This is a genomic window from Candidatus Omnitrophota bacterium, from assembly GCA_023227985.1.
Classification (GTDB): domain Bacteria; phylum Omnitrophota; class Gorgyraeia; order Gygaellales; family Profunditerraquicolaceae; genus JALOCB01.
The window spans coordinates 1-24,834 of sequence record JALOCB010000003.1 but is presented as its reverse complement, the minus strand read 5'-3'; the positions used below and the strand labels follow the sequence as shown (position 1 = coordinate 24,834).

The 24,834-nt window shown below is 48.3% G+C and carries 7 protein-coding genes; all 7 read right to left on the bottom strand.

The features are described from left to right. Positions 1-26: 26 nt before the first annotated feature. Complete coding sequence (locus M0R35_01060; protein ID MCK9594250.1) at positions 27-749, bottom strand: PilZ domain-containing protein; 723 nt, start codon at positions 747-749, stop codon at positions 27-29. Between the two features lie 125 nt (positions 750-874). Continuing rightward, on the bottom strand, positions 875-2,176 hold the full coding sequence (locus M0R35_01055; GenBank protein ID MCK9594249.1) for a hypothetical protein: 1,302 nt from the start codon (positions 2,174-2,176) through the stop codon (positions 875-877). Positions 2,177-2,273: 97 nt separating this feature from the next. Next, positions 2,274-6,797: a phosphoglycerate kinase gene (gene pgk / locus M0R35_01050; GenBank protein MCK9594248.1), complete on the bottom strand. Its 4,524-nt coding sequence runs from the start codon at positions 6,795-6,797 to the stop codon at positions 2,274-2,276. An 80-nt stretch (positions 6,798-6,877) separates the two neighbouring features. Next, positions 6,878-14,650 carry a PEP-utilizing enzyme gene (locus M0R35_01045; protein ID MCK9594247.1) on the bottom strand — a complete coding sequence of 2,591 codons (7,773 nt, stop codon included), beginning with the start codon at positions 14,648-14,650 and terminating at the stop codon, positions 6,878-6,880. A 158-nt stretch (positions 14,651-14,808) separates the two neighbouring features. Further along, a complete protein-coding gene (locus tag M0R35_01040; GenBank protein MCK9594246.1) occupies positions 14,809-19,830 on the bottom strand; it encodes a 6-phosphofructokinase in 5,022 nt (1,673 codons plus the stop codon). 32 nt (positions 19,831-19,862) lie between these two features. Further along, positions 19,863-21,392: a hypothetical protein gene (locus M0R35_01035; protein MCK9594245.1), complete on the bottom strand. Its 1,530-nt coding sequence runs from the start codon at positions 21,390-21,392 to the stop codon at positions 19,863-19,865. Positions 21,393-21,596: 204 nt separating this feature from the next. Beyond that, positions 21,597-24,834, bottom strand: a 3,238-nt coding sequence (locus tag M0R35_01030; GenBank protein ID MCK9594244.1) for a hypothetical protein, incomplete at its 5' end; no start/stop codon positions are given.

Sequence of the window (24,834 nt, the reverse complement as noted above, 5' to 3'; positions counted from 1 at the left end):
TTACTGTGGGGATCTTGAGCTCAAGACTATATCGTATTGAGGGTCCTTAAAACCCGGGAAACACCCATCAGGTCCGCTCTTTCCAGATTGATCCCGGCCTTGTATTTATTAGGTTCGACCATCTCTGACCAGACTACTTCACCTCTGGTATAAAGCGGCTCCCCTTTATCCGGGACCTGTAGCCACATCTCCAACGGTGTAAGCGGTTTTAATTCCTCGGTCGCCATAAATCCCAAACCCTTGGCGCTGATATCATAAGCATGCGCCTGGCCTTCCCTGTTGGATAATAGATCAATGAATTTCAAAGCCATCTGCACCGGAAACCGCGCAAAGACTCTCTTGTCGTTGGTCCCCATATCTTCCATTGATTCACCCCCCCCCTTGTCAGATTCCTGCCACCACTGTTGATGTATTTGCCTTGGTGCGTGCTTAAAGACAAATTTGTAGATCTTCTCTTTATCTATGTCTTTTATGCGGTTAAAATACAAGCCGTAAAGCTCGCCTTCCGGAACCTTCCTGTGCCAGACGCTGCGCAGGTCGATGCTGTCCAGGTAGCACTCCTCGGAAAGTACGACGCTGATCTTGAATAACTTGGTATTCTCCAGAGGTTTATCCAGCAATACCTGGACCCCCCGGTAACTTATATCAAGTATAGTGCAATTAACTAACGCCCGGCAGTCCTCCAGAACAATTTGCCCGGGGCTGTTTATTTGCCACCTTATTGCCTGCCTGCGTTCTTTTATGTCCATTTATAGTAAAAAACAAGGCCATATCTTCTCACTTTTAAAACCTTTTTTAAAGATAAAAAGATATAGCCGTGGCTTATTATCGTTCGCTTTTATTATAACAAAAACCGCGCTGCTGTAAAGATATTTTATAAACTATATAATACCATATCGCTTATAACGCCTTTATTTATATCGGTTTCCGCATCCCGGTTATTACGCGAAGGCGATATTCCCGGCAAATCCCGGATTAGCCCTTCTACATTATTATCCCCGATATTTCCTATGACGGAAAAATCATTTATCGCATTATTTTTATCTCCCGCGGACATAACTGCCTGCGCGGATATTTCCACTAAAAATGTAAACTGCGGATCCCGGCCTTGCCAGGCTGCCGCAGGCGCCGGGCTGCGCCTTGCCGGACTTTTGCGCAAATCAACACCTCCGCTGATATAACGTTTCTTAGGCCTTAAATAATCCAATGCGCTGGACCAGCCTGACGGCCCGACGACCACATATTCGCCATTGCTCAAAGAATCCATGTAATCATCATATATCTGTTTCTTTAGCAAGCCCGCGTTTATCTCAGGCCGGCTCGATGCTGTCAGGGTATTTTTTAAATTAAATCCCCCGCCATCGCCGAATTTGTTATTATACCATCTGGCCAGTATCAATGCCCTATTTACCTGCCTCAGGTCAGCATAGAGGAAATCCTCATTAACCCTTTTATCCAATTCAGGCAAAATAATATCCCTTACCAATTCTCCGGCATACTCCGAAAGTTCGCCGTACGCCTTACCGCCGCCGTCCTTAAGAAGACCGGCTGAATAATTTATTTTCAGGCAGACCTTAAGCCGGCTTTCGGTTATATAAGCCCCGTTTCCGGCCTCATAAACCGCAGCCTCTTCCGGGACTATCCACACGCGGTTCATCGCGGGTATTTTCTTAATGCCCAGTTCCGCCGCTTTTTCCGATAAGGCTGCCCAGTATTTTTTGCCGGGCTGGGAAAACTGCGGGTTGGTCAATTCACAGAAATCTTTTTTCAATCTCAGGTCCGCCCTGAGCATAACCTCGCCTAAGGGCGTCCCGGCCAAATCCGGGTCAATGATATTATCCGGATCGCCGGGAGTAAGATTGGCCCAGAATTTGTCTTCCCGGACATTCAAACCCAGGATAAAAAAATCCATTAACCTGCGCCCGGACTCTTCCGGATCGATCAATGGCTCAAACCTTCCGGCCTTTAAGCCGTCAGCAAAGATCTTTAAGCGCGTCCCCCCGCCCGGCAGGCTCTCCCATTGGATGCCTTTTAAGCTTAGCGCGCTTATCTGTTCACTACCCGCCATACCCGCCTGGCAGGTTACCGGTAAAAAACACACAACCGCACAAACCGCGGCTGCCGCGCAGAATATGATTTTAACCTTTTTTTTAATTGTCCTGATGCGCCTTAACATTTCATTCGGGCCCCAAAAGATCAGAGGCCTCTGATATAATCCTTTATAGGAATTCTCCAGAGGCCTCTAAAAGAACATTTTATATCAGCTGCGGTAATTACACTTTACCCACGAACTCTTCGGTTACCAGCCGCTCCTTTTCTATAACATCAGATACCTGTTTTGTCAACTTAATCTCACCCAGGTTGTAAACACCGTCGATCAGATCCGTTAGGATTTTTTCCCTTGTATTTATGTAGTCCTGCTCGGAAACCACTTTGTTATCAACCAGCGATTTATAGAATTCATCCATAGCCGCGGTGATCCGGTCGTTCTTGAATAACTGCTTTACCGCCTTGGCCAAAGCCAGCGTGCTTATTTCTCCGCTGCGGATTTGAACAATAAACGTTTCCGAGCTATACGGCATAGGCGTCAAAATAACGGCATCCTGAGAAGATTTTACCCCGCGGTTAGCTATTTCAGAGACAGCTGCAGTCAAACTCCGCACCGCGATAATATCGGGATTTCCTACCAGCGTCTTTAGCTTTTCGGCATTATCTCCGTAGATCACCACATTGATATTCCCGTTTAATCTCGCTATTTCCGCCACAGCGTTCTTAACCGCGCCGGATTTGAAAAAATCCGCATTGATCAACAGCGCTTTAGGCCTGGATAATGCCGGGTCATTTTGGATGTTTTCTTGTTTCTGGATCTCGATCATCCTGTCATACTTAGCCCGGCGCACCAGTTCGTTCGGATTCTGGAAATCAACCAAAGGTTGAGGATCCCCGGTTTTAAGCCCGAACGCCCGGGTTGCGTAAGCCAGATCCGCGATCCCGGCATCCAGAGTTTCTCCGGAACGGTGCGATACCACAGCTTTAATGCCATTGGCCTTGGCGGTCTTCATAACATCGATAGTTCCGCCCAGGGTCCCATTTTGATTAACCTTGATCAGGATCGCTGTAGCCGCGTTCATCGCCAGCCCTTTGTTCAACCGGCCGTGCTGGGTAACGTACAGATCATCGCCTATAGTCAGGACGCCTTTTTCTTTCATAGCCGCGGTTAGCTCTACCCATCCCTGCCAATCTTCTTCAGCCAGGCCGTCTTCTATAGAAAGGAACAGGCCGTCATATTGCTTTACCAGTTTGACGTAAAAATCGACCATCTCGGCTGAGGTCAATTTCTGGCCCTGGAACTTGTATATATTCTCTTTCTCGTCGTAGAAAGAGGTCGCGGCGACATCCAAAGCCAGCTTTACGTCTTTACCGGGCTCATAGCCGGCGTTCCTGATCGCCTGTACCACATAAGCGATCGCGTCTTCGCTTTTTCCCAGGCCTTTGACCGCGAAACCAGCTTCATCTTTACGCATTATATCCGCTTCCGCGAATTTACCTTTCAGTATTTTCTTCAATTCCTGGTCGATCTTATCTCCCATAGCCACGCCTTCGGCGTGAGTTTTAGCGCCCACGGGCACGATCAGCATCTCCTGGAATTCGGTCCAAACTGTACCCAATACCGAAGCGTCGCCTCCGGAAGCGTGCAGCCCGCCGTTATATATGTTCATATAGAAATAAACCGGATCATTACCGACAACTCCCGGCTCATTGATCCGGATGTATTCCCAGAGTTCCATATTATTCAACGCTGCCGCCATCCTCCACAAGGCCCAGGAAATAGGGACTGTGGCGTTCGCGCCCAGTGTCGCGAAGTTTTCACCGGCCGCGGCAATGATCAATTGTTCCGTCTTGCGCAGATCGCTGTGTTTGCTTATATCCAGGCCGCTGTTCTTAAGTATCTCCTGGATCTTCGCCACGTTGGCGATCGCCCTATCTATTTCCTTCGGCGGAAAAGCAAAAGCCTCAGCTGCCCCTTTGGAAGCGCCTGCAGGGACTTCGCCGACAGTAACAATATCCCCGATCTTTAAAGTTGCCCGGACAGTATTGTTTCCGCGCGAATCTTTAATCACCTCCGCAGAGACCTCTGCTTTGGACAGAGCGCCGTTTAATTTCTGGCCTGTCGAAAACCTGGGAAGCAACCTTCTGACCTGAGATATATAGCCGTTGAAAAGTTTATCTCCCAAGGCATTATAAATACTGCTGTCTGCCGCTTCAAAACGCGCCAGATCCGCGGGTTCTACCCCCAATTTCCCCGCGAGGACGAGATTTTTCTGGGCGGTTTCGTCATTCTCCAGATTCTTGATCACCGGGAGATTGCCTTTCTTGGCGAAATATTCCTGCGTGGAACCGCCGCCGCTGGACATGAACACGCCGTCAGCATCGGTAACCCCGGCCTTAATTGCTGCCATACGTGTCTCCCCGCCGCCGATACCGGCCAGGCGTCCGGACCTGCCCATTTTCTGCAGTTCCCTGGCAACCGTATAAGTCCCCTTATTAAAACCACCAGCCTCATCCTCGAACGCGCCCATTGGGCCGTTCCAAAAAGCGGTCTGGGCATTACTTAAGACCTCGGCGACTATTTTTTCAGTCTTGGGTCCGATATCTACCGCCATGTACCCATCCGGCACTTCCAGCCCCTCAGTAACCAATTCTGCTGCTCCGGGAGCGAGTTTATCCGAGATGCGATGGTCCACTGGAAGGATTATCCGCACCTTCTTCCGGGCGGCCTTCTCAAGTATAGTCTTAGCCAGATCAACTTTATCCGCCTGAACAAGTGATTTGCCCAATTTCAATGTTGGATCCTGCGCCTTTAAAAAAGTGTAGGCCATAGCCCCGCCGATGATGATCGCGTCGCCTTCCTGCATCGTCGACAAAGACACATCCATGGTATCCACTTTATCTTCAACCTTATTACCGCCGTTAACCCCGGCATAAGGATGCGCCGGGTTAAGTATCCGGTTGAACACTTTAATCTCTTTTTCCACAAGACTGCCCATGACTTTATGCACCCCGGGCAAAGGCAGCATTGATGCGTGGGCGCGATGAATATTACCCAAGGCATCCACCACATATTCGTCCGCTAATCCTGAAAGCTGTTTGCGTAAAGCTACACCTTTAGGATCATTAAGCTCGGGGGCACCTTTCTTTTCGCCTTTGGCAAAACGGATATTTTCCAATACGATGATCTCGGAATCAGTATAACTTTCTATAGCCCGCATTGCTTCGGCGGCAATCCCATTGTCATTGACTGAATCAGCCAGGAATATTACCTTATCTTTATATTCCGCCGGCAGCAATTCTTTAAGTTTGTCCGCTGTGACTTTAGTAGACAGATTTTTCTTGTCTTTCTTACCGGTCGCGGGATTCAACACCTTAGGTTCGAAATGGACAACGACAACCACATGTTTTGGCTTATCTTTCAGGATCTTGGTCAAAGCCGGGAAGGAATCAACGATCCTGCTTGCGTCGGATATTTTGATCGACAAAACATTACCCTGATCATCGGTCTTTACCGAAGCCGGAGTGTTATAATCCGGGCGAAAAAGCACATTCTTGTCCTTAAAGTTCGTTCCTTCAACATACGCGTATCCGCCGTCCGACATCGAAACGCTTCTGCCGACGATCGCGTCCTGCCACTCCTTTAGATGTACATCCTGGTCAGCGATCGCCAGAATGGTATGCCGGGGATCGATCCGTCCTAAAGCAATGGCCCGGACGATCTCGACGACAAAAGTCAAAGCCTCATCTTTCTCAGCCCTGGCGAATTCCTTAAGGTTGACAAAACAGACATACTGGGCGTTATCCCTTTCCGCGGCGCGGCTAACCCCCTCGGCCACAGCCAGGAAGCCATCGGCCTTTTTACCCGAAGAAGCGAATAACACGCCGTGCACCAAAGCCATGCCTTTATCCTCTTTCACCGCCATTATGCCGTCGACGTTCTTTCCGTCAACGCTTGCGCCGTAAAGTATTTTCAATGACTTCCCCCAAACATCGCCGATATACCCGGAGGGTGTATTATACTTCTCGGCAAAGAATTCATAGATAGCCTGATGGACCAGCTTGATCTTTTCCGGACCGACAGCAGTACCGGTGCCGATATTCGCCGCAGGCTCCCAAGCCACGTGGAAAATTATCTTTTTTATTTGTTCCAAAGAGACATCGGCAAAAGACACCTGCAACTGCGCAAGCACATCCGATATCTCTTCCTCAACGGTGAGCTTATCCTTATCACTGCCTACGCAAAGGCAGATCTCCCTGATCCCTGCTTGAAACATCGCCTGGATCCGGTGATTCATGATGTTATCGTATCTGGAAAAAGCTATCTTGCGGCTGGCAGCCGCGATCGCCTTTTCTTCCATTCCGGTCAAACGCAGCCCTTCAGCGATTTGAGCGCCCACTTCCTTTATATACGCCTTCCGGTTTGCCGAATGCCCTAATATGGACCCGGATATATTCTCTTCAACAAGCTTTCCCAGCCGTATGACCATGCCGACGTTCGAACCTTTAGCGGCATCGCCCACAATTGTATTTTCCGCTAAGATATGGATCCATTCAGCCAGTTTGCCGCCGTCTTTCTGCAATTCATCGGCCAGAACGCTTATCCGGTCGGAATCTTTGACCGGAGCCGGCCTTAAATTGTCTGTGCCGGCATAACCGCGCAGGGCTATACTGCTCATGATAAATTGCGCGATCACAACGCCGGAAATTATTTTAGAGATACTATTGTTTTTAGACGGCCTGGACATCTTTTCCCTCCTCTAATTATCAAGACCCGGTCTTGTATTCCCTTGCGTTTGAATCGGTTACAAGACCCGGCCTCAATATATTATATCTTGCTTATAGTCTCCTCATAAGTGGCCTGCGCCTTAGCGACTTCTTCGCTGACCTTGGCCATGGGTATCTCCGAGATCTGGCTGGTCAGGTCCTGCAGATCATCCAATTCTTCAGAGGTTACGCTGTTATCTGCGGCGTATTTTACCGCCATTTCCCGGTATTGCGCGGCAACCGTTTCTTCACCATTTAACACTATGATTACCGCTTTTGCCGCAACTAAGGCCATGGAGTTGATACTGGACTCCTCTGTTTTAGGCATGGAGATCTCTACGACCTTTACGCCGGCTTCTACCGCGTCTTTTACTTCTTCTTTGCCTTTAATCACCACTATCTTGCCATCGGTTATACCCGCGTTCTTCAAGCCGCTGAGCACAACTGACAGCCGCTTGGCCTGGATAGTCGCGACTTCGTCTGCCCGAAGGGCAATCAGCTTATTCACCTGATCTTCCGTATCAGCCCGGACGATTATTTCCAAGGTCAGCCCGGTTTCTTTTATTTCTCTCAGGACTCTCAGCGTTCCGGCGTTATTCAACACAGCATTTGCGCTAACCACTAAAGCGCCCTCGGCATTCTTAACCTCTTTCAAGGCATTGGCGAAGCTGTCAAAACCGCTGTTCAACCCTTTATATACCGCCGTGTCGGATTCATATGCGGTGTCGAGCAACTTCTTGTCTACGAGCAATGCCGCCACCTTTTTATCCAGCCCGTGATTGACAAAAACCAAGCCCTGTGAAAGTACACTTAGGGCCTTCTTTTGGTCATCGCTGAGCCTTTCGATCACATTCCTGATATTCTTCATACTCTTGATCGCGGCAAACGGGCTTGACATATTCTCAAAAGGAGAAGAATTCAAGATCCAGAGTATTGCCTCCAACTCTTCTTTTTCGAGAGAAAGAGCTTGGCCGTTATCCAAAGCATCATATTTCTTAATGATCCCCCGGAAGAGATTCTCCACCACTACCCGGTAAGGCACAACCTCAGCGCCGCCGTCAGTCTGTTTGGCTTCGTCAGAAATATCAAAGGAAAGGACTTTGCCGCCGAACCTCAGAGCCTTGGCTTCCGCCATCCAGCCGGTCATGACGCCGAACCTCAACAACTCATCTTCCTTAGCCAGCCTCCTCCATTCCTTCCAAAAAATATCCACGCCGGCCCAGGCAGCGCCAAGCTTCAACGCATCATATGAGATAAAACTTAACCCGCTTCCGAGCGTATTAAAGTACTCAAAATACTTATCCGCAGCGATGCTATCCGCCGGAGTGACGATATTGACGCCAACCTGCAAACCGTCTTGCCCCGGGATAATACCGGTTTGTTTCAGAATATTACGCCAGCCGATCACCACCGCGCCGGACTGGGTGCCTTTGAGATTGGTGATCTGCAGGCCAAAATTACCGCGCTGGTCAACCGGCAGATTATCCCATACCGCCTTAAAAGCGGACAATTCCATGCGGTTTATCTCCCACATATCCCCTATTGCGCGCGCCGCTCCAAGAATGCCGTAATCAGGGTTGGGATTGACCTGTTCAACCAGGAAACCGCCTTTCATATTAAAGAAATCAACACAGTTGAGGCTTCCCAAAAGATGGACAACCAATGCCCCTTTGTTGGCGGAGAGCACTTCCTTCATCTGTTCGCTGAACTGCGCGATAAAATACTGCTCAACCGTCTTTCCGTTAAGGATCTTACTGATCTCGCTTTCCAGGTCGCTGCGATAGGCCTCCCAAAGCTTCTTGTTCCAGTTATCCGGCAGCGTTACCGCACCTGTGCGCATGGCCTCGGAAAGCACATCGCTCATAAACGATTTGATCATCGGTTCCGCAAGCCCGCCAACTTTATTCTGCAGTTTCTGTAAAAGCCATACGCGTTTCTGAACGTCGGTCTCCTGAGTAACTTTTTCAACTTCTTCAACCAGCTTGCCTACATATTCCTCGAATATCTTTCCAAGTTCATTCACAGCATTCCGCTCATAGGCAAGAAGGAGCTTAGGATGATACCCGATCTTCTGGTATACACTGTTGGCGTTCTCCGCGACAGCCGATTGCGTAGTTATCATAGGCTTTTCCGCTGGGATAGGAAGACTGCGCAGGACGGCAGCGATCTTTTCCACGCTGAGAAAATCCTTGTAGACCTTCTTAGCGGCGTAATCTATAGTTGCCAATTGCCCTTCTAACTCCGCACGGCGGGAGCTTATACCTTTGACCGTAGCCTTGATACGGGTCGGAATAATACTCTTGTCCTTGCGGAACACATCCCAGCCATCAAGGTTAACGTCCGCATCAACGATTATAGCCTTGGCATATTGTAGATCATCCCAATCAATTCCGCGGCGCTCAAGCCCTTCAATGCTGTTATCCCAGGCCTTCTGCCACAAACCTTCAATAGCTTTACGTTCTTTTTCAGAGAAACCTTGAATTGTCAATTCCTGGTTGAACTTCTCCGTCTTTACACCCAGATTCGTCCAGACATACTGCCCATTACCGATATCTTTAAGCAGGCCGTCATTGACAAACTTGCTGAATGCGGCTTTGCCCATCTCCGCGACCAACTCAGGCTCCTGCTGAGCAACGAGGTTTTTAGTGATAATTACGATCTTATTGAAGGTACGCATAGTCGAACGGGCGTTTTCCAGGCTCTGGAGCTTGAACATCTCTTTCTTTTTCGTCAGCTCCGGACCCTGAAGGCCTTTAAGGACGTTCGGGACGAGATCATCGGCATTATCAACGAATATTATCTCGCCCTTGATGACGCCCTTTTTCTGTTTCACCTCGCCGGCAGACAAATCGAACAGGATCGAACGTCCGGCTTCCGGAATGGTGATCCCTTTGGTAGCCGCCATGGTGTCCACGCGCGTCATTGAAGCTGCGAGGCGGACTTTCATCATGCTCACGCCGAAAGAATCCAGAAGCGCCATTATCTTGCCTGCGGTCTCATAATCCCCGCGGTTAACCAGGGCGGTGATCGCCTCGCCGCAAAGCGAGGTAGCCACGCTTGAACCATTAGCCGCAGCAACCACTGTTTCCATAAGCTGCTGCATAACATCAGCGCCTTCATCAATCAACGGAAGCACTTTAGCAGCATCATCATAATAATACCCCGCTGCTTTCATCTCGCCGATCGCTTCGATCGCTGCGGGATCCATAATCTTGAGTTTCATTCGCGGGTCTTCACGGTCACCCATACCAGCAAGATGCGAATAGTCGTTAGTGCCGAAGGAAAAGAAAGTATGCTCAACGCCATACTTCTTATATTTTTTCTCCATCTCGGACATCTTAACAGCAAGCTCATCAGCCACCAAAGCGGCACTGGGAACTTCGATCATGATCCCGATCTCTTTCGGAAGCTTCCCGGTCTGCTTAGCCTTGTGCTCAATGATCTTATCCAGGGTCTCTAACTCCCGGGAAGAACGGACAAACACATAAAACCAGGCTTGGTTACCGGTATTCTGGTGCGCCTGGATCACGGAATCAAAAAGAAAATCCAATACCAGCTGATTGCCGCCGAAATCTTCGTCAAAGGCCTCGATCTCCAACGACGTACCGCGCAAACCGACCAACGGATTGACTCCGGGCCAGGAAAAAACCTCGGAACCGGGCATGCCGCGGATCTTATCCTGGGCGAAATCGTAAGCCCTGTTCTTGGCGGTCTGATCGGGCGCAATGGTAAAACCCATCAAATTGTAAAAATACAGGAATTCGTTAGTGATGTATTCCTTGAACGTCGCGTAACCCTTTTCCGCGAGTTTAGAATCGACTTCTTTCAGTATCCACGGATGGTTCTGAAGATCGGCGATAATATTATAATCATAGTTGAGCCTGCGCTGAGTGGCGCCATAAAGATATTCAAGCGTCTGATACATATTCTCCGGAAGCCGGGGAACGAGATCAAGAATATCAACCTGCTGTTTTACCAGTTTAAGCGCATCCAATCCATACAGCTCAATGTCGCTCTTCAAATCGAAAAACTCCAGCAATTGCAGGCTATCCGCCTTATTGAAATCCTTACCCATAATGTCGCGATATGCCGAACGCGCGGCGGGATCCTTGGCAAAAGCGCCTGCCATAACATTTTCAATATTGTCCACGAACCTCTTTGCGCCGGGAACCTTGCCCTGGATCAATTCCTGGACACGCACCCTCACTGGCTCCTTTATTTTTCCGGCCTTGATCTGCTGTAAAAGATAATGGCCATAGCCGGCGTAAACGTTGATACCGATCTCTTCGCCTTTGAACTCGGCGCGGGTCAGCGAGTTACCGACCGCGTCAACCGCAAGCATAATAGGCGAGTTCTGCTGAGCGGCACTTGCCGCGGCGATGATCTGGCCGATGCCCGGATACGGCATATTGTCGTCGTCGCCGGGGATGCCATACGGTTTAATCTTGAATTTCACGTAGTTGATCGGAATGCGCGCTCCGGCATCAGCGGGCATTTCGTAAATATTCCCGTTATTAGCATCAACGGTAACCGCGTCACCGGTCTTAAGCAATTGGCCGTTGAGTATAACCTTGCCCGCGCCGGTGACCGCAGGGATCCCTTGTTCACGGCAAAAGATAGCCGCGTGGCAGGTATCGCCGCCGCGGATAGTAACAACCGAATCAACCAGGCGCATGATCGGATCATGATTCGGGTCAGCTTCAAGCAGATAAAGAATAACCGACAATTGCTTTTCTTTGCCTGAACCATACTCTTCGGGATTAAACCCCATAGCCATGATCTGGGCTTTTTCCTCCGCAGTAAAATCTCCGGCTTTCAAACGACGGATCTGGTCCGCGTGCCAGGCAACGTCTTTGTTAGGATCGAACACCAGCACATAACCCTGCGTCGCGTTCTCTCCCTTAGTCCCGCTGGCAATCGCTTTAGGAGAATTCTCCTCAAGCCACTTTTCATCCGCTTCGGTCCGGGCGCGCATTACATCCACCTTCAAGTATTCCGCGGTATACGGACGGGCCTGCACGTTATACAGGCGCAGCTTCGCTTCTTTTATACGCGCTTTATCCTTTTCGGACTTCACCGTTACCAGGTTGCCATTATTGTCCATTCCCTGGACATTGCCCAGGTCGTCCACAACGTAAAGCCTCACCGCTTTGTCGGAAGAAGCGGTTTTATCTATCTCGATGGCATACTCTATATCTCGGGCATCCTTATAATATTCGGTGATCGCCCAACCCATACGCGCCACATACTGGGCCTGATCATCGGTCATAGTAAAGGTATCCTGGTGGGTTAAAGTAGTCTCATAATTTGAAGTAAAGCTATTATCCACCAGCGCGCGGATAAGGTAACTCATATTACGCAATTCCTGGTTGGTAAGGTTCAGTTTGTCAAGAATCGCCTGGCGGTCGGAAAGAGTAAATTCCTTATTCTCCCAAACCTCCTTGATCATATGGATAAGCGTATCGGCCTTTCCCATATCGCCGAGCTGCTTTGAGAGTTTAAACATACCCCGGTCGGTCTCAGCCTGGGCCTGTTGGACTTTCTCAAACACTTCCCTGACCACTCCCGAAAGCGCCATTTCCTGAATGCCTTTATAGCCCTTCCGGTTAACGACCTCAAAGTTACCCTTGATGAACGCGACAACTTCATCCTCGGAAACCTTATTCTTGACCATGTCGGCAATCTCATTGGCGATAGCCTGTACGCGGGCCTTCTTGTCTTTATCGCTTTCCTCTTTACCCTCAAGCGCCTTAAGATACTTGATACCGTAGAGTTTGGTCGCCATAATGCCGTTGATCCGCTTGCCGACCTCATCATACGCGATCGCGTCTTTCACGGTCATAGCGAGCTGCCGCTGGCCCTTTTCCGATATCTTGTCTTTGAGGAGATCGATGACTTCTTCCACGTCCTTCATCTGAATAAGTTTATTGCCTTTGCTTTTCTCGATAACAAACCAGCTCTCGCCGTCGTAGGTGCCCATAATGAACTTGTCCGGGTTTACCTTGCCGCCGACTACGTTCTCGCCGTAGCCGAAGGCCACATCAAAGCTCACCACTATGGGCCTGGTTCCCTGGATAATATCGGTCTTCGCGTCGCGGTACACGAGCGAATCATCACCCATATACCATGACTTGTATAACGACTGGGCCACACCGGCCATCTTGGTCGCCGGATTGACGGTAAAAAGCACGCCGGCAAGATAACTCTTAGCCATCTGCATGATCACAACGTCGATACCGATCTGTTCGGGATGCACAACCTCCTCTGCTTTCTTCTTCAGAACGGCAAGGGCATTGGACATCTCCGGATTCGATTCCTGTCTCAGGATCTCCTCCATGGCGTTCATCAGGCTCACCGACCCAGGGTTAGGGCTGGTGACTTTACTCATTAAGTCAGCGTACACGTTATATTCAGGCTTATCCAGTTTCTTGGAGTATTCCCGAAGCTTCGCCACGATCCCCCAATAGACATCCTGAGAAGTCTTACCGTTAAAATCGATGGCTCCAGAGAACTGCAAGAAGGTGGCGTCATCACGGTAGCTGACCGCGCGATCGGTAAATAAAGACGCCCAATCGGCGCGTAATTTATCCAGGACATCCCGTTCGCCCTTAACATTAAGGAATGTATCCGACTGGCCGGCCTGGGAACCGGTGGAAACCGGCAGCCAGGTTTTAACGTGAATATCCTCTTTGGTGCCGGAAGAGCGGACAGCCACCGGAGCGGGCGAAGGTTTACCGGCAAGAAAACGGATAACGCTTAGCTGGTGGTACATTGCTGTTACCTCAGCCTTGATGTCTTCGGGTATCGGCGCGCTTTTAATGACATCGCGGATCTCCGAAGTGACAACGTCGCGCTTCTGGTCATCCATAGTATCCAAGGTCTGCAGCTCATTAAAGATCTTCTCCCAGACCTGTTTATTATCTTTGACGAACTTAAAATACGCGGTAGTAGTAACGTTCAAACCAGGCGGCACGTCAACCACGCGGCTCATGACCGAAAGGCTCAAACCCTTACCGCCGGCCAGCGCCAGACCTGTGTCCTTCGCTTGGTCGCGGCCTAACTGCTTAGCTTTCTCGCCGACTTCCGCCATAGCCTCGTCAACGGTAGCCTTACCCGCAAACGCCGATGCCATCTCCAGTGCCTTTTCCTGGCCGACATTTTTAGCCAGATTGTATACGTAGTCGCGCAGCTCGCCAAACTCTACGGTCATGCACTGAGTGATGTCGATACGCGACCTTTTTTCAAGGATAAGAAAATCGCGGACCAGGATATCCGAGGAAGTAACACCTTCGGTTTTGAGCTTTTCGGCATTGTCGGAAAGGATGTTGAGCGGGATCGAAGCAATGTCTTCGACTACTTTCTTGACGGTAATTTCTCCGGTTTCGGCCTTCTTGACCAGGGCAAGCGGAATTCCCGCGTATTCAAGGGTAAAAAAACGATCTTTGCTCTTAATCTCCCCGAAATTATTGACCAGCGCTTCCCGGTTCTGAACCGAACTAAGGTCGATCTGCCCCTGGACGAACGTCCCGAAAGCGAGATTGTTTATCGTGGAGGAAACACGGTATTCGCCAAGGATATTCTTAAAAACATCCTGGCCGGTTATACCGCCGTCCTTATGAATGACCGGGGTTTTTATAACCTTATCCAGGCTGGCCGCGTCAAGCGAATTCTGGATAGTCCCGGACCGGGAACCATCCTGTTTGACGGCGGCAGGCCGCAAATTTCCGGGAGCAGCATAACCCCTAATCACGGCAAAACCGGCTGAAAATTGTAAAAGAATAAGAATGCCGACGATCTTCCTGAACAGGTTGTTTTGGGATAACCTTACGAACATTTTTCCCTCCGGTTGATGATTTGAATTAAATTACAACTTCTGCCTGTTGCGGTTTTTAAATTGAAACGGATTTATCTTATTCATATAAAGACATGTTCAAGACCCGGTCTTGCAACCCATTAGGACTCATTGGGATGCAAGACCGGGTCTTGAGAATGTTAGATCTTGTTTACAGTTTCTTCGTAAGTAACCTGAGCCTTGACCACTTCTTCGCTCACCTTAACCAGCGGCATATCCGAGATCTGGCTGGTCAGATCTTCCAGTTTGCTTAGCTCGACGTCGTTAGCTTCGGCGTAATTCTTCGCCATCTGCTGATATTGATCAACAACCTCCGTATTATCCTGCAACACGGTGGTTACTGCCTTTGCCACTGCTATCGACATGGCATTAACAGAAGATTCGGCGACTTTAGCTTCGCCGACATTGACCACCTTGACGGTATTCTTGACTTCTTCTTTCGATTCAGCTTTGGTCTTAAGCACTACTATTCTTTCATCAGTTATACCTTTGGTATTCAACTCTTCTACTATCGCGTTAACCTGCTTGAACTGAATGCTCGCGAATTGTTCAACGCCCATTGATACCATTTTATCAGCGACAGCCTTGTTGTTCGCCTGGACAATGATCTCAATAAGAGCGCCTGATTCTTTCAAGGCTTTGAGCGATGAAAGCGTCCCGGCGTTCTTTAAGACCACGTCAGCGCTGACCACCAGAGCTCCGCTGGTTTTTACCGCGCTTACGGCTTTAAGCAGGCCGGCATAACCGGCGTTGAGTTTGGCATACGCTACAGCTTCGGCTTTGTTCAGCTTTTTGCTGTTCTTTTCGCCGACTATCTGGCGCAGCCTTAAACCGTCAACCATCCACGGCGACCATTTAGAAACCATTTGATTCGGCGCCGCTGATTGGTTATCATACAAACCTTTAATAGTCACTGTTTTCTTATTATCCAGAACATTGATCAATAAACTGTCGATAATAGAAACATTATTCCAGCCGACCACGGCGTTGGCGTCCAGAGGCCCGGGATTCCTGTCCGGGTCTCCTTCGTGAAATTTCACCACCCCGTCGGTCTTATTCAGGGCGAAATCCTTTAAAGCCGCAAGGACATCATCCCTGGTCACTTCAGTCTTAAGGTCCATGGTCATCTCCCAGGTCGAAGCCGAAACAGTACCGGTGCGAACAGCGGTGATCTCGAACCTGCCTTTTAATTCCGGGATCATCTTAAAGAGGTTCTTTTTTGCGCCGGTTGAAGCAGGGATTATGTTGTCACGGATGGAATCGCCGCGGGCGATATCCAGGGGATCCCTGGCCCTGCCGCTTTTCATCGGGAAAGTCTCATTGGAATCAGTCTGGGAATGAATAGTCAGGCCGGTACCATGATCGATACCGAACTTATCCCACATTGCTTTAATAACCGAAATCATGGCATTGGAAGTGCAGCTTAAAGTATCCACGATCTTGACATCCGCGCCGATTTCTTTACGGGTAGCGGAATACAAACCTTCCTTAAAAGCCTTACTCACCGCTTCATCCAGCATATCATCCGCAACACCTTCCTGCTGAAACTTAGCTTTGAGCATATTTTTTACAGCGTCGGTGTTGACCGGAGAAGCTGCTACAACAGGCAATCCAGCCTCAATGAACTCCTTGAATATCCTGGGCTGAACCGTTTCGCTGGTCGGGCCGTAATAGGCCATGACATCCAACTCTAAACCTAAGGCCTTCATAGTATCAAGCACCTGCTGGTTAGTTGTTTCCGGGCCGAAATATGGTATCTTGATATCCGGCCTTCCGATATTCTTATCCGCGGGCACGAAAATGAAATTAACAGCGACACCATCAATCACCCGGCGTTCATCCTTAAGCACGCGCAAACCTTTTAACTGATACGGGCTAAAAGGTCCGTTATAACGGCTGTTCTGCCGGACAAATTCCTCGGCAGTAGCTTCTTTGCCGCCTTTCATAGACTTGATCGCCGCGAGGTTAACTCCCGGCTCCCAATTATGATAGAATTCGGCAAAGGCTCCGGCGCGAAAAATAAGCGCGTTAGCCGCGATAACCAGGATATTGTCATCCTTAAGCACTGATTCCAGGTTATACGCAGTATTTTCTCGGGCAAACACGCCGATATTGGCAAATTTCTTGACCTGTTCTATCTGCCTGTCGTCTATCCTATGCAGAATCCTTCTGACAGACTGAACTACTTCCTGATTGTCCCCGGTTTCTTGATCAAGGCTATTAAGCTTCCATAACAAAACCTTCATCTCCGAAAAACTCAGAGTCATTAATTCGCCCGGGTTAAGTCCTTTTAAGTTTCTAACCGCTGCCTGGAACAAGTCCTCATTAACCGATGCATCCGAAAGCGTTATTTCAGTTTTTTCATCAATAAGCGCCAGGTTGGCCAACATATATTCATCTTTATGGGCGCCTTTGTAATCCAGGACCCTTCCGCCTAATTCCCGGGCAAACGGTATGGATTTAATCTGCCCCTTGTAAGCGTAAAGCAACTGATCATTCTGGATATCCGCGATCTTCTCCACAGCGGCCTTCCCCAGCATAGTGGTCATTTCAGCGTCCAATTTGGAAACATCGGCGGAGCGAAAAAGATAATCCGCTTTACCGGCGAAGCTAATATCGATCTTATCCGCCTTTAACGCGGTTTTTACCACAGCTGCGACAATAAGACCGACATTCTCCAGTTTTTTGTGGCCAAAATCATCCATCTCGGCTTTCATAGACTTGATAAAAGCCGCTTTGGCCATAGGATCGCTCTTAAATGCGGCCAGCAACAATTTTACATCCGGGTCTTCGGGCTTAACAACTGTCAATTCCCCGTTTTCATCCAGTTTGAAACCATCAACATTGACGCTTGCCCCTTCGGCAACCACAACAACCCCGTATTTATTATTCTTATAATAGCTGCGCAGATCCTCGACTAACTTTGAAAGATCAACCAATTCTTCAGGGATCAGTGTGCGGGTAGCCCCTATATTGGCCCCGATACGCGCAGAAACGAATCCGGCCGCCCTTCCAAAAACTTCAGCGATCAGTATCCTATGGGTAGATTGCGCGTCAATCTTTCCAGCCTCGAACGATTCAGAGGCCTTGACGGTAAAGCTGTCAAAACCATAGGTCTGCGCGTCACTCTCCGGAAGCGCTATATCATTATCCATGGTCTTAGGCAGACCAATGAATAAGTAATCCGGATGTTCTTTTTGCAGTTTGGAAGTAACCCCGTTGGTATCATCACCGCCGAGAGTTACCAGACCGTCAAGCTTTAACTTCTGGATATTATCCCAAACCTTCTGGGCGTCCCCTTCTTTCTTATACGGATTGGTGCGGCTGGTCCCCAGCATTGTGCCGCCTTTCTTCCCCCACTTTTCCACATCTTTAATAGTTATAACCTTGGCTTGCGCGGCTACTTCATCCTTGGTCAAACCAGCCCAACCTTCAGGGATAGCCACGATCTCGATCCCCCGCTGCTCCGCTTCGCGGACCATTGCCGCGATCACCGCGTTATGCCCGGAAGCAGGTCCGCCGCCGGTAAGAACACCGATCCTTCTCGGACCGACCAGCTGAGAATATTTCACTCCCTGGCTGACCACAACCTCTTCCTTGAACCTGATACCGGTAATGAATTCCAACGCGTCGGCAACCGTGGAATTTTCTTTTCCGCCAATCTCGCCAACTTCAGCTTCCAAACCTGCATCCTGGGGAATAAACCCCGCCAGGTAAGCGCTGACCAGGACATTAAGCCTGGTAGGCATAAATGACGCGTCTAAAGCAAAAACAGTGAAATCCGAAGCAACTTCTTCTTTGATCAAGGTCATAGCCTTATTTACCGCTTTCATTGCTTTAGCTACGCCGGCATTGGCTAAAAGAACTTCGTCTTTGGATGCAGCGTTGAACAATGCTTCCCGCTTGGAAACATCCTGTTCATCCAATATTTTCTCAAATACCACAGCAACAGCATCCTGCGCCGCCTTATCCTTCAAGAAAGCATCATCAACTTTAACCGTAAGATGATCGCCCTTAATCATGAAATCGTGGAAATTTTCTTTTTTTGCAGCTTCTTTGATATTACGGGCAAGCTTAGCCGCATTCTCCGGGGCATAGCCGCCTTTCCAGGTATAATCGAATTCGCTCATTGCCTGCTGAAAAATAACCACGCTGCCTGTTTTTTGGGCCGCGCGCATAATACCCCTAATGCTTAGAGGCGAACGTATATTACAACACATAATCGTCTTATCCGTTCCTTCGAGCGCCTTAAAGGCATATAATCCTTTGATCGAGGAGAAATCTTCAGGATAAACCAACCCCTGAACCGCATAATCATCCTTTACCATCTGGGCTGTTCCGTCAGAACCGAAACCCAGCATATGCTCGGTAGCGGATTTTTCGGTGGCCTCATCAATCTTGGCAATCAAGTCATCAGGAAGAGCAACCAACTCGTCGTTGAAAACACCTAATACCATCTTTAATTCTTTACCGATCAGCTTGTCCAGGTTCTTGTCTTTTCCCGGGACATAAACGCTATCCTTGGCTTCTGCGCTTCGGCCGGATACTTTATACTTCTTCTCCACGTCCGCAGTCTTAGCGATAGTCGCATCGATCATCCGGTTTACTATGGACTTAGCGGTCGAATTACCCGCCTGCGCCTGGGCAACTAAAGTTTCCCAAATAATATTCTGCCAATTGGTCCCGACATGAGCGGCCCTGATCCCGACATTACGCAATGCCTGGAGATTTTTAATAGGCGTTCCGGTCACGCCGTGCTGGACTATCTGTATACCATACGCCTTAATAACTTCGGCGATCGCCGCGGTCATCTTCAAATTCATCTGTGTTTCAATAAGTTTACCGTCAGCGTCATAGTTATTGCCGTGGGCAGTACCATTATTAATAGCCAGACGCTGGATCATTCTTTCACCCAGATAATCAACCAGCCCCTTGCCTCGGCTTAGGACCATGAATTTTCCAGTAACCAGCGAACCGCCGTCTTTATTGATAAATAAGTCGCTTTGAATGGCTTTAGCTTCGTCGCTATTACCGACAGCCTTAGGCCTTAAATTCGAAGATGAGACTATACCGGCAGCAGCCATGCTGGCGAATAAGAATATCCCGATTACTGCAAAACAAACCATTACCAACACACTTGTTTTACCGTTTCTTGCGAACATCTTTTCCCCCTTTTTTACTGATTGTCTCATTTTTAATCTTCATCTTCCTCGATATATTCAGCGTCTTCGGTGTCCCCTCTTAAAACAGAATAATAAATATCGGATCCGCTTTTCTTGCTTATAGCCGGGGTGACCACAGCGTAAGAATATCCGTTATCCTTTAGCAGTCTGCTTACGCCCTGCGTATGAAACCCGCCGGTGATCAATACCGCGATATTATCCTCAGTTGAATTCATTTTTTGGGCCACGTTCCTCAAAAAAGCGCTCTCGCGTTCCATCCCCACCCTATAAAACTCCTCCAACTGGTCCAAATGATCGTCTATGACCGAAGAAGCTGCCGGTTGCATAGCGATCCCGTAATCATTGCAACTATCGGTCAAAAAAGCGATCCAGGATGAGGTGCTAAATTCGGACTTATTCCTGGCAAAACCCGCGTATTCTTCAGGTGTAAGGTCTAATTTCAGGAAATCCGCGAGCGTATTCACTTGCTTGTCGATTTGATTTAACCTGCGTTGTTCATCGCTGAAAAAAAGCGTTCCCAGGGTCTTTTCTTCCATTTCCCCTATCTCTTTCAAAAGCTGAGCAGTATCAATATCCTTTCCTGTATTTATATAAAGAATATAGTTGCTTAGCTGAGAATAATCCTGCGCTATATCGATTTTATTGTTTGATGAATCTTTAAGGTAGGTATAGTAATCCTGCGCGGTAATCTTGCCGTTCTTAAAATCCTGGGTCCTGGCAATCAGTTCTTTAACCCCGTTCTCATCCAGCATCTTGGCCAGAGCTTTTATAAAAATATTCCGTTCGTTTTCGGCAAGTTTGAAATCCAATTCTTTCTCCAGTCTGCTGCTCTCCAGGAAAGCCCGAATATGCGGATAATGCTTAAGACTGGGATAACTTTTCAAGAATGCTTCTTGAAGAAAATCCAAATAGTCCGTCAGGGATATATTCTTATTCTGGTAATCGGTTTTAGTTTGTTCAAAGCGAAGAATTTTTGCGTTATAGATATGCGGTTTGAGGGTTTTTATTACTGCGGAAATGTTTTCCAGGTCGGCCAAGCCGTCTTTGCGGTAAGCCTCCAGGTCTAAAAAAGCCTTGAGGTTGGCATCATAAAGCCCCTGGTCCTCGATACCATAAAGTTCCAGGTCATAGTCGGAGACAATATTAAGATATTCTTCTCCGGATATTTTCCCCATCCGCAGGTATTTTTCCGCCACTTCTTCCCGGGCTTTTTTATCGGTATAACCCCTCAGGTAAGAAAGACTGACATCTCCGGATCCGCCCTCGACCATTATTAAACGCAGTTTCTTTTCTTTGACCAGGTAATCGATGATGCCTGCCAGATTTTTCTGCGCTTCGTAGTTGCAATGCGCGTCCTGGATCTGGATTATAGTTTTCGGGGCGCCGAGGTGGGAGTTTTCAGCCTCAAAAACCTCTTTGACGCTGCCTAATTGGCTGGGGATCGTGAAACCTTGGATTACAGGGTTGGCAAAAACTACCCCCAAAATAATAAGGCACTGCGTTGTTAACAGCATACCTACTTTTTGCCAGTTCTTTACCATCCGCTTCTTTCTCCTTAAATAAAAAGCCACGAAATTCTCAGGCGGTGAATGGAGATTCGACCTGAGGCTCCGTGGCTTTAATTTATACTTTTTGAAACTATAAAGAAAGCGTTTTCAAAACTATTAATTTACTGTTAAAAGATAACATATTTCGGTATATTTGTCAAGAATATTTTTATCTCCGGACCGACCTGCTGTTTATTCTTATATATTGCTGGGGAAACTGTTTATAGACGCAACCTGCTGCGCTATCCCCTGTTGCATTCCAGCCGGAACAGTAAGCCCTTCCAGTAAAGAAGACAGTTCCGTAATTTCCCGATCGTTATTTGCCGGTTCTGGCGCCCGATAATAAAAACCCGGACTCGGTTTAACCCCTTCCTGCGCGGTTTTTTCGGACAAACACATAGCCGGAGCACACATTTTCTTTCTCGATTCTAACCTGATAAGATAATCCAGGTATTCGCTACTATACACTATAATATTATTATCCCCAACGCCTAAGCCAAAAACAAAACTTCCGCCGGCATTGTTATTTGCCGAGTCAATTACCCGGCCGCCATCAAGGAAATTCACGGATAATTCAGGGCTCAACCGGCATTCAAAACTATTATCCAATACAAGATCGTATCTTTTGTCAGAGGTCATCACCCTGTTGACCAACGAACCGCAGCGAGAGGAATTATTACTTATATTGTCGGCGCGCGTAGCCATATCCGCAACGATCTTGACCTTTATATCCGCGTCAATGCCGGTTTTCAGTATATCGTACCCTTCGAGGATCACAAGTCTTGCCTCATTCCGCTTGATCGTTGTATTAATCGCCCAGGCTATCAACGCATAGTCATGCCGCAGAAAATTAAAACTCAGGTCCCTGCTGATAAAATCATCTGCGTGAAAAAGAACAACTTTATCCCCATCGCAGACGATCCTATTGGAAAAAAACGTCTTGCCCACACCCGAACTGCCGTCAAAAAATAAAGTTACCGGCGCAAAGCATTTAACCGATAATTTTTGCCCGACCAGCAGTTTTAATCCCTCTAATCCTTCCGCCACCGGGATCCGCTTACCGCCATCCAGAATAGATCCCAACATAAGACACGGCTCAAAACTCGCATCCCCATTCAAAACCCGGTTTATTTGCGAAACGAATCCCGCCTCCGGTTTTATCAAATACCCCTTCGCCAGAGGCAACCCCAGCATCCTTTCATACGAACATCTGGTATATGCGGTAAAATCCGGATCCTTACTTTTAACTGTTAATTCTACAGGGATGCTTTTCCCTTTATCGCATAAAATCCCCAAAGCGTGATTTTTATTGCTCCTGCTGTCGGAAAATTCCAAAACCAGTATTTCCGCCGTTTTACCAAGGGTAATCGCTCCGAATACCATAATAATACTTCTATCCAGACAATTAGCGCAGCCGGTTTCCAGGATATTCTCAACGGCATTAACGCTGTAGAAAGAAGACAAGGTCCCTTTTCCCGCAAAATCCCTGATGAAAGTTATAAGCTTTGAGATGTCTTTTATGTTGTTATCGCTCATCCACGCGCCGATCAATCTTGAAATCTCTTCTTCCCCGCCGTCAGGCGACAAAAAATCCCCGGGATTGTCATAATTACAGACTTTAGGATCGGCCAAAGCCCTTCTAAGCTCTTCGGCAGTCAACCCATACTTGACTGTTTCCGATATCATTATCCGTAACGCCTCATCTGTTACCGTGATTTTACTTCGCTCTTCAAGAGAGCTTATTGCCGATAAAAGCGCGGCCTTTTGCCTCTCTCCAGTAAAGATTTCTAAACCTTCCTTGCCCAGATAATCCTGATTGCAATACTGCCCTGCCGCATGCCTAAATTCCGAGATCACCGCCGCTATTGACAGTTTGCCGGCGATATAACTATCGATGAATTCTTTAACCGCGGCTTGATGTTCCACCGGGACCATTACATAAGGCTCGAACGTCTTGATCTTCCAGTTAGTGTGGAATGTGCAGGATGCGGTATGACCAAACGTCAGTTTTACTTGCGGGAATTCCCGCCTGATCTCTCTGCGAAAAAGACCATAAGCTTGCTCAACGCATTCATGGGAACCGGATATATCATAATTGTCCTCAACCCAGTGTTTAGTCCATTTAGGCATTTTGATCACCCGGCGCGAGGTAAAGCCCCAGGTATCCTCCAACCTCTGGGCCTGGGCGGCAATTATCCGGTGAACCTCATAAGGGTGCTTACCCAAAGCGTATCCGGCAAGAACAGCCTTTATATGCAAGAGATGCTTTTTCGCCTCCAGCGCGTCAACTTCTTTCTCGGTCATCTCCGGAAACGCCGCATGCCGCAGGAATTTACTTATGATCTCGCCGATCCGGCTGATAAATCCAGTAAAAAGCGCGCCCATACCTTGGGTATCTTTCACCTCTCCTTCCCACATTATCCCCAGCTTGTTTGTCCCTTCATAGATCATATATACCGGGTCTATTCTTACCGATTCGTCTGTGTCAAACCAACACTCTATCATACTCAATTCGGACAATGGCAAAATGAAGAAATCCAGGATTTTCAGCTTAATGTTTACCGGGACATTCTGCCAATTTGCCACTTTAGCGGCGACCCTTCCGCCGTCCGCAGGACAACTCCCGGATATTCTTTCGCCTTTTTGCTGCAACGACCTCAACCGGAAACTAAAATTATCCCCGGATAACCCTTCACTGAAATCCCCCCATTTTATATCTCCGGAAAGATGCTCAACCAGCTCCGGGATATATGCCAAACACTGGCAGCAAAGATCCGGCCGCAGTGCCGATAACCTCCCTATCCATAAAGCCATCTCCCGGGGAGTTCTTGCCGCAAGGAGCAACCCAAAAGTTAAAGGAAAATTAACCGGCTCAGATGTGTTGAATTTATACGTTACTTCATATTTAAAAATATCCACGCCGTCGACAGGGGAAAGCGCATAATCCAGCATTTCCTCACTTAACACGGATAAACCCGGGTGATGATATAAGCGGTGAAGCTCATAACAGAAAACCTCGATGGTAATAACCGTATTAATATCCCTGACCGGCAATCCCACGACTTTCGATTCAAGCCCGATCAATCCGGAAACCACATCAGCCGAATCTTTAAGATAATACTGCCAATGCCAGAGATAATCCCGGGCATAATCCTCATCGCCGCCCAGTTCGGCTAACGCATCGATCCAGTCTTCTCCCATATCCGCAGATCCCCAACAAGGAGAATTATGGTCTGCGCGTTTTTTATTATTGCGGCTTATCTTTGTAAGTTTCGGACTTATTGCGGTTCCTTCATCCAGATATTGTTTCCAGAAATCCACATAAGAGGCGTAACCGGAATTACGGTAGAAATTGTCAGTGCGCCGGTCTTTCTTTAACTCGATATAGTCACAGCCCAGTTCCTCGTACGCCGCATCCTCGATCGCCCGCCGCAAA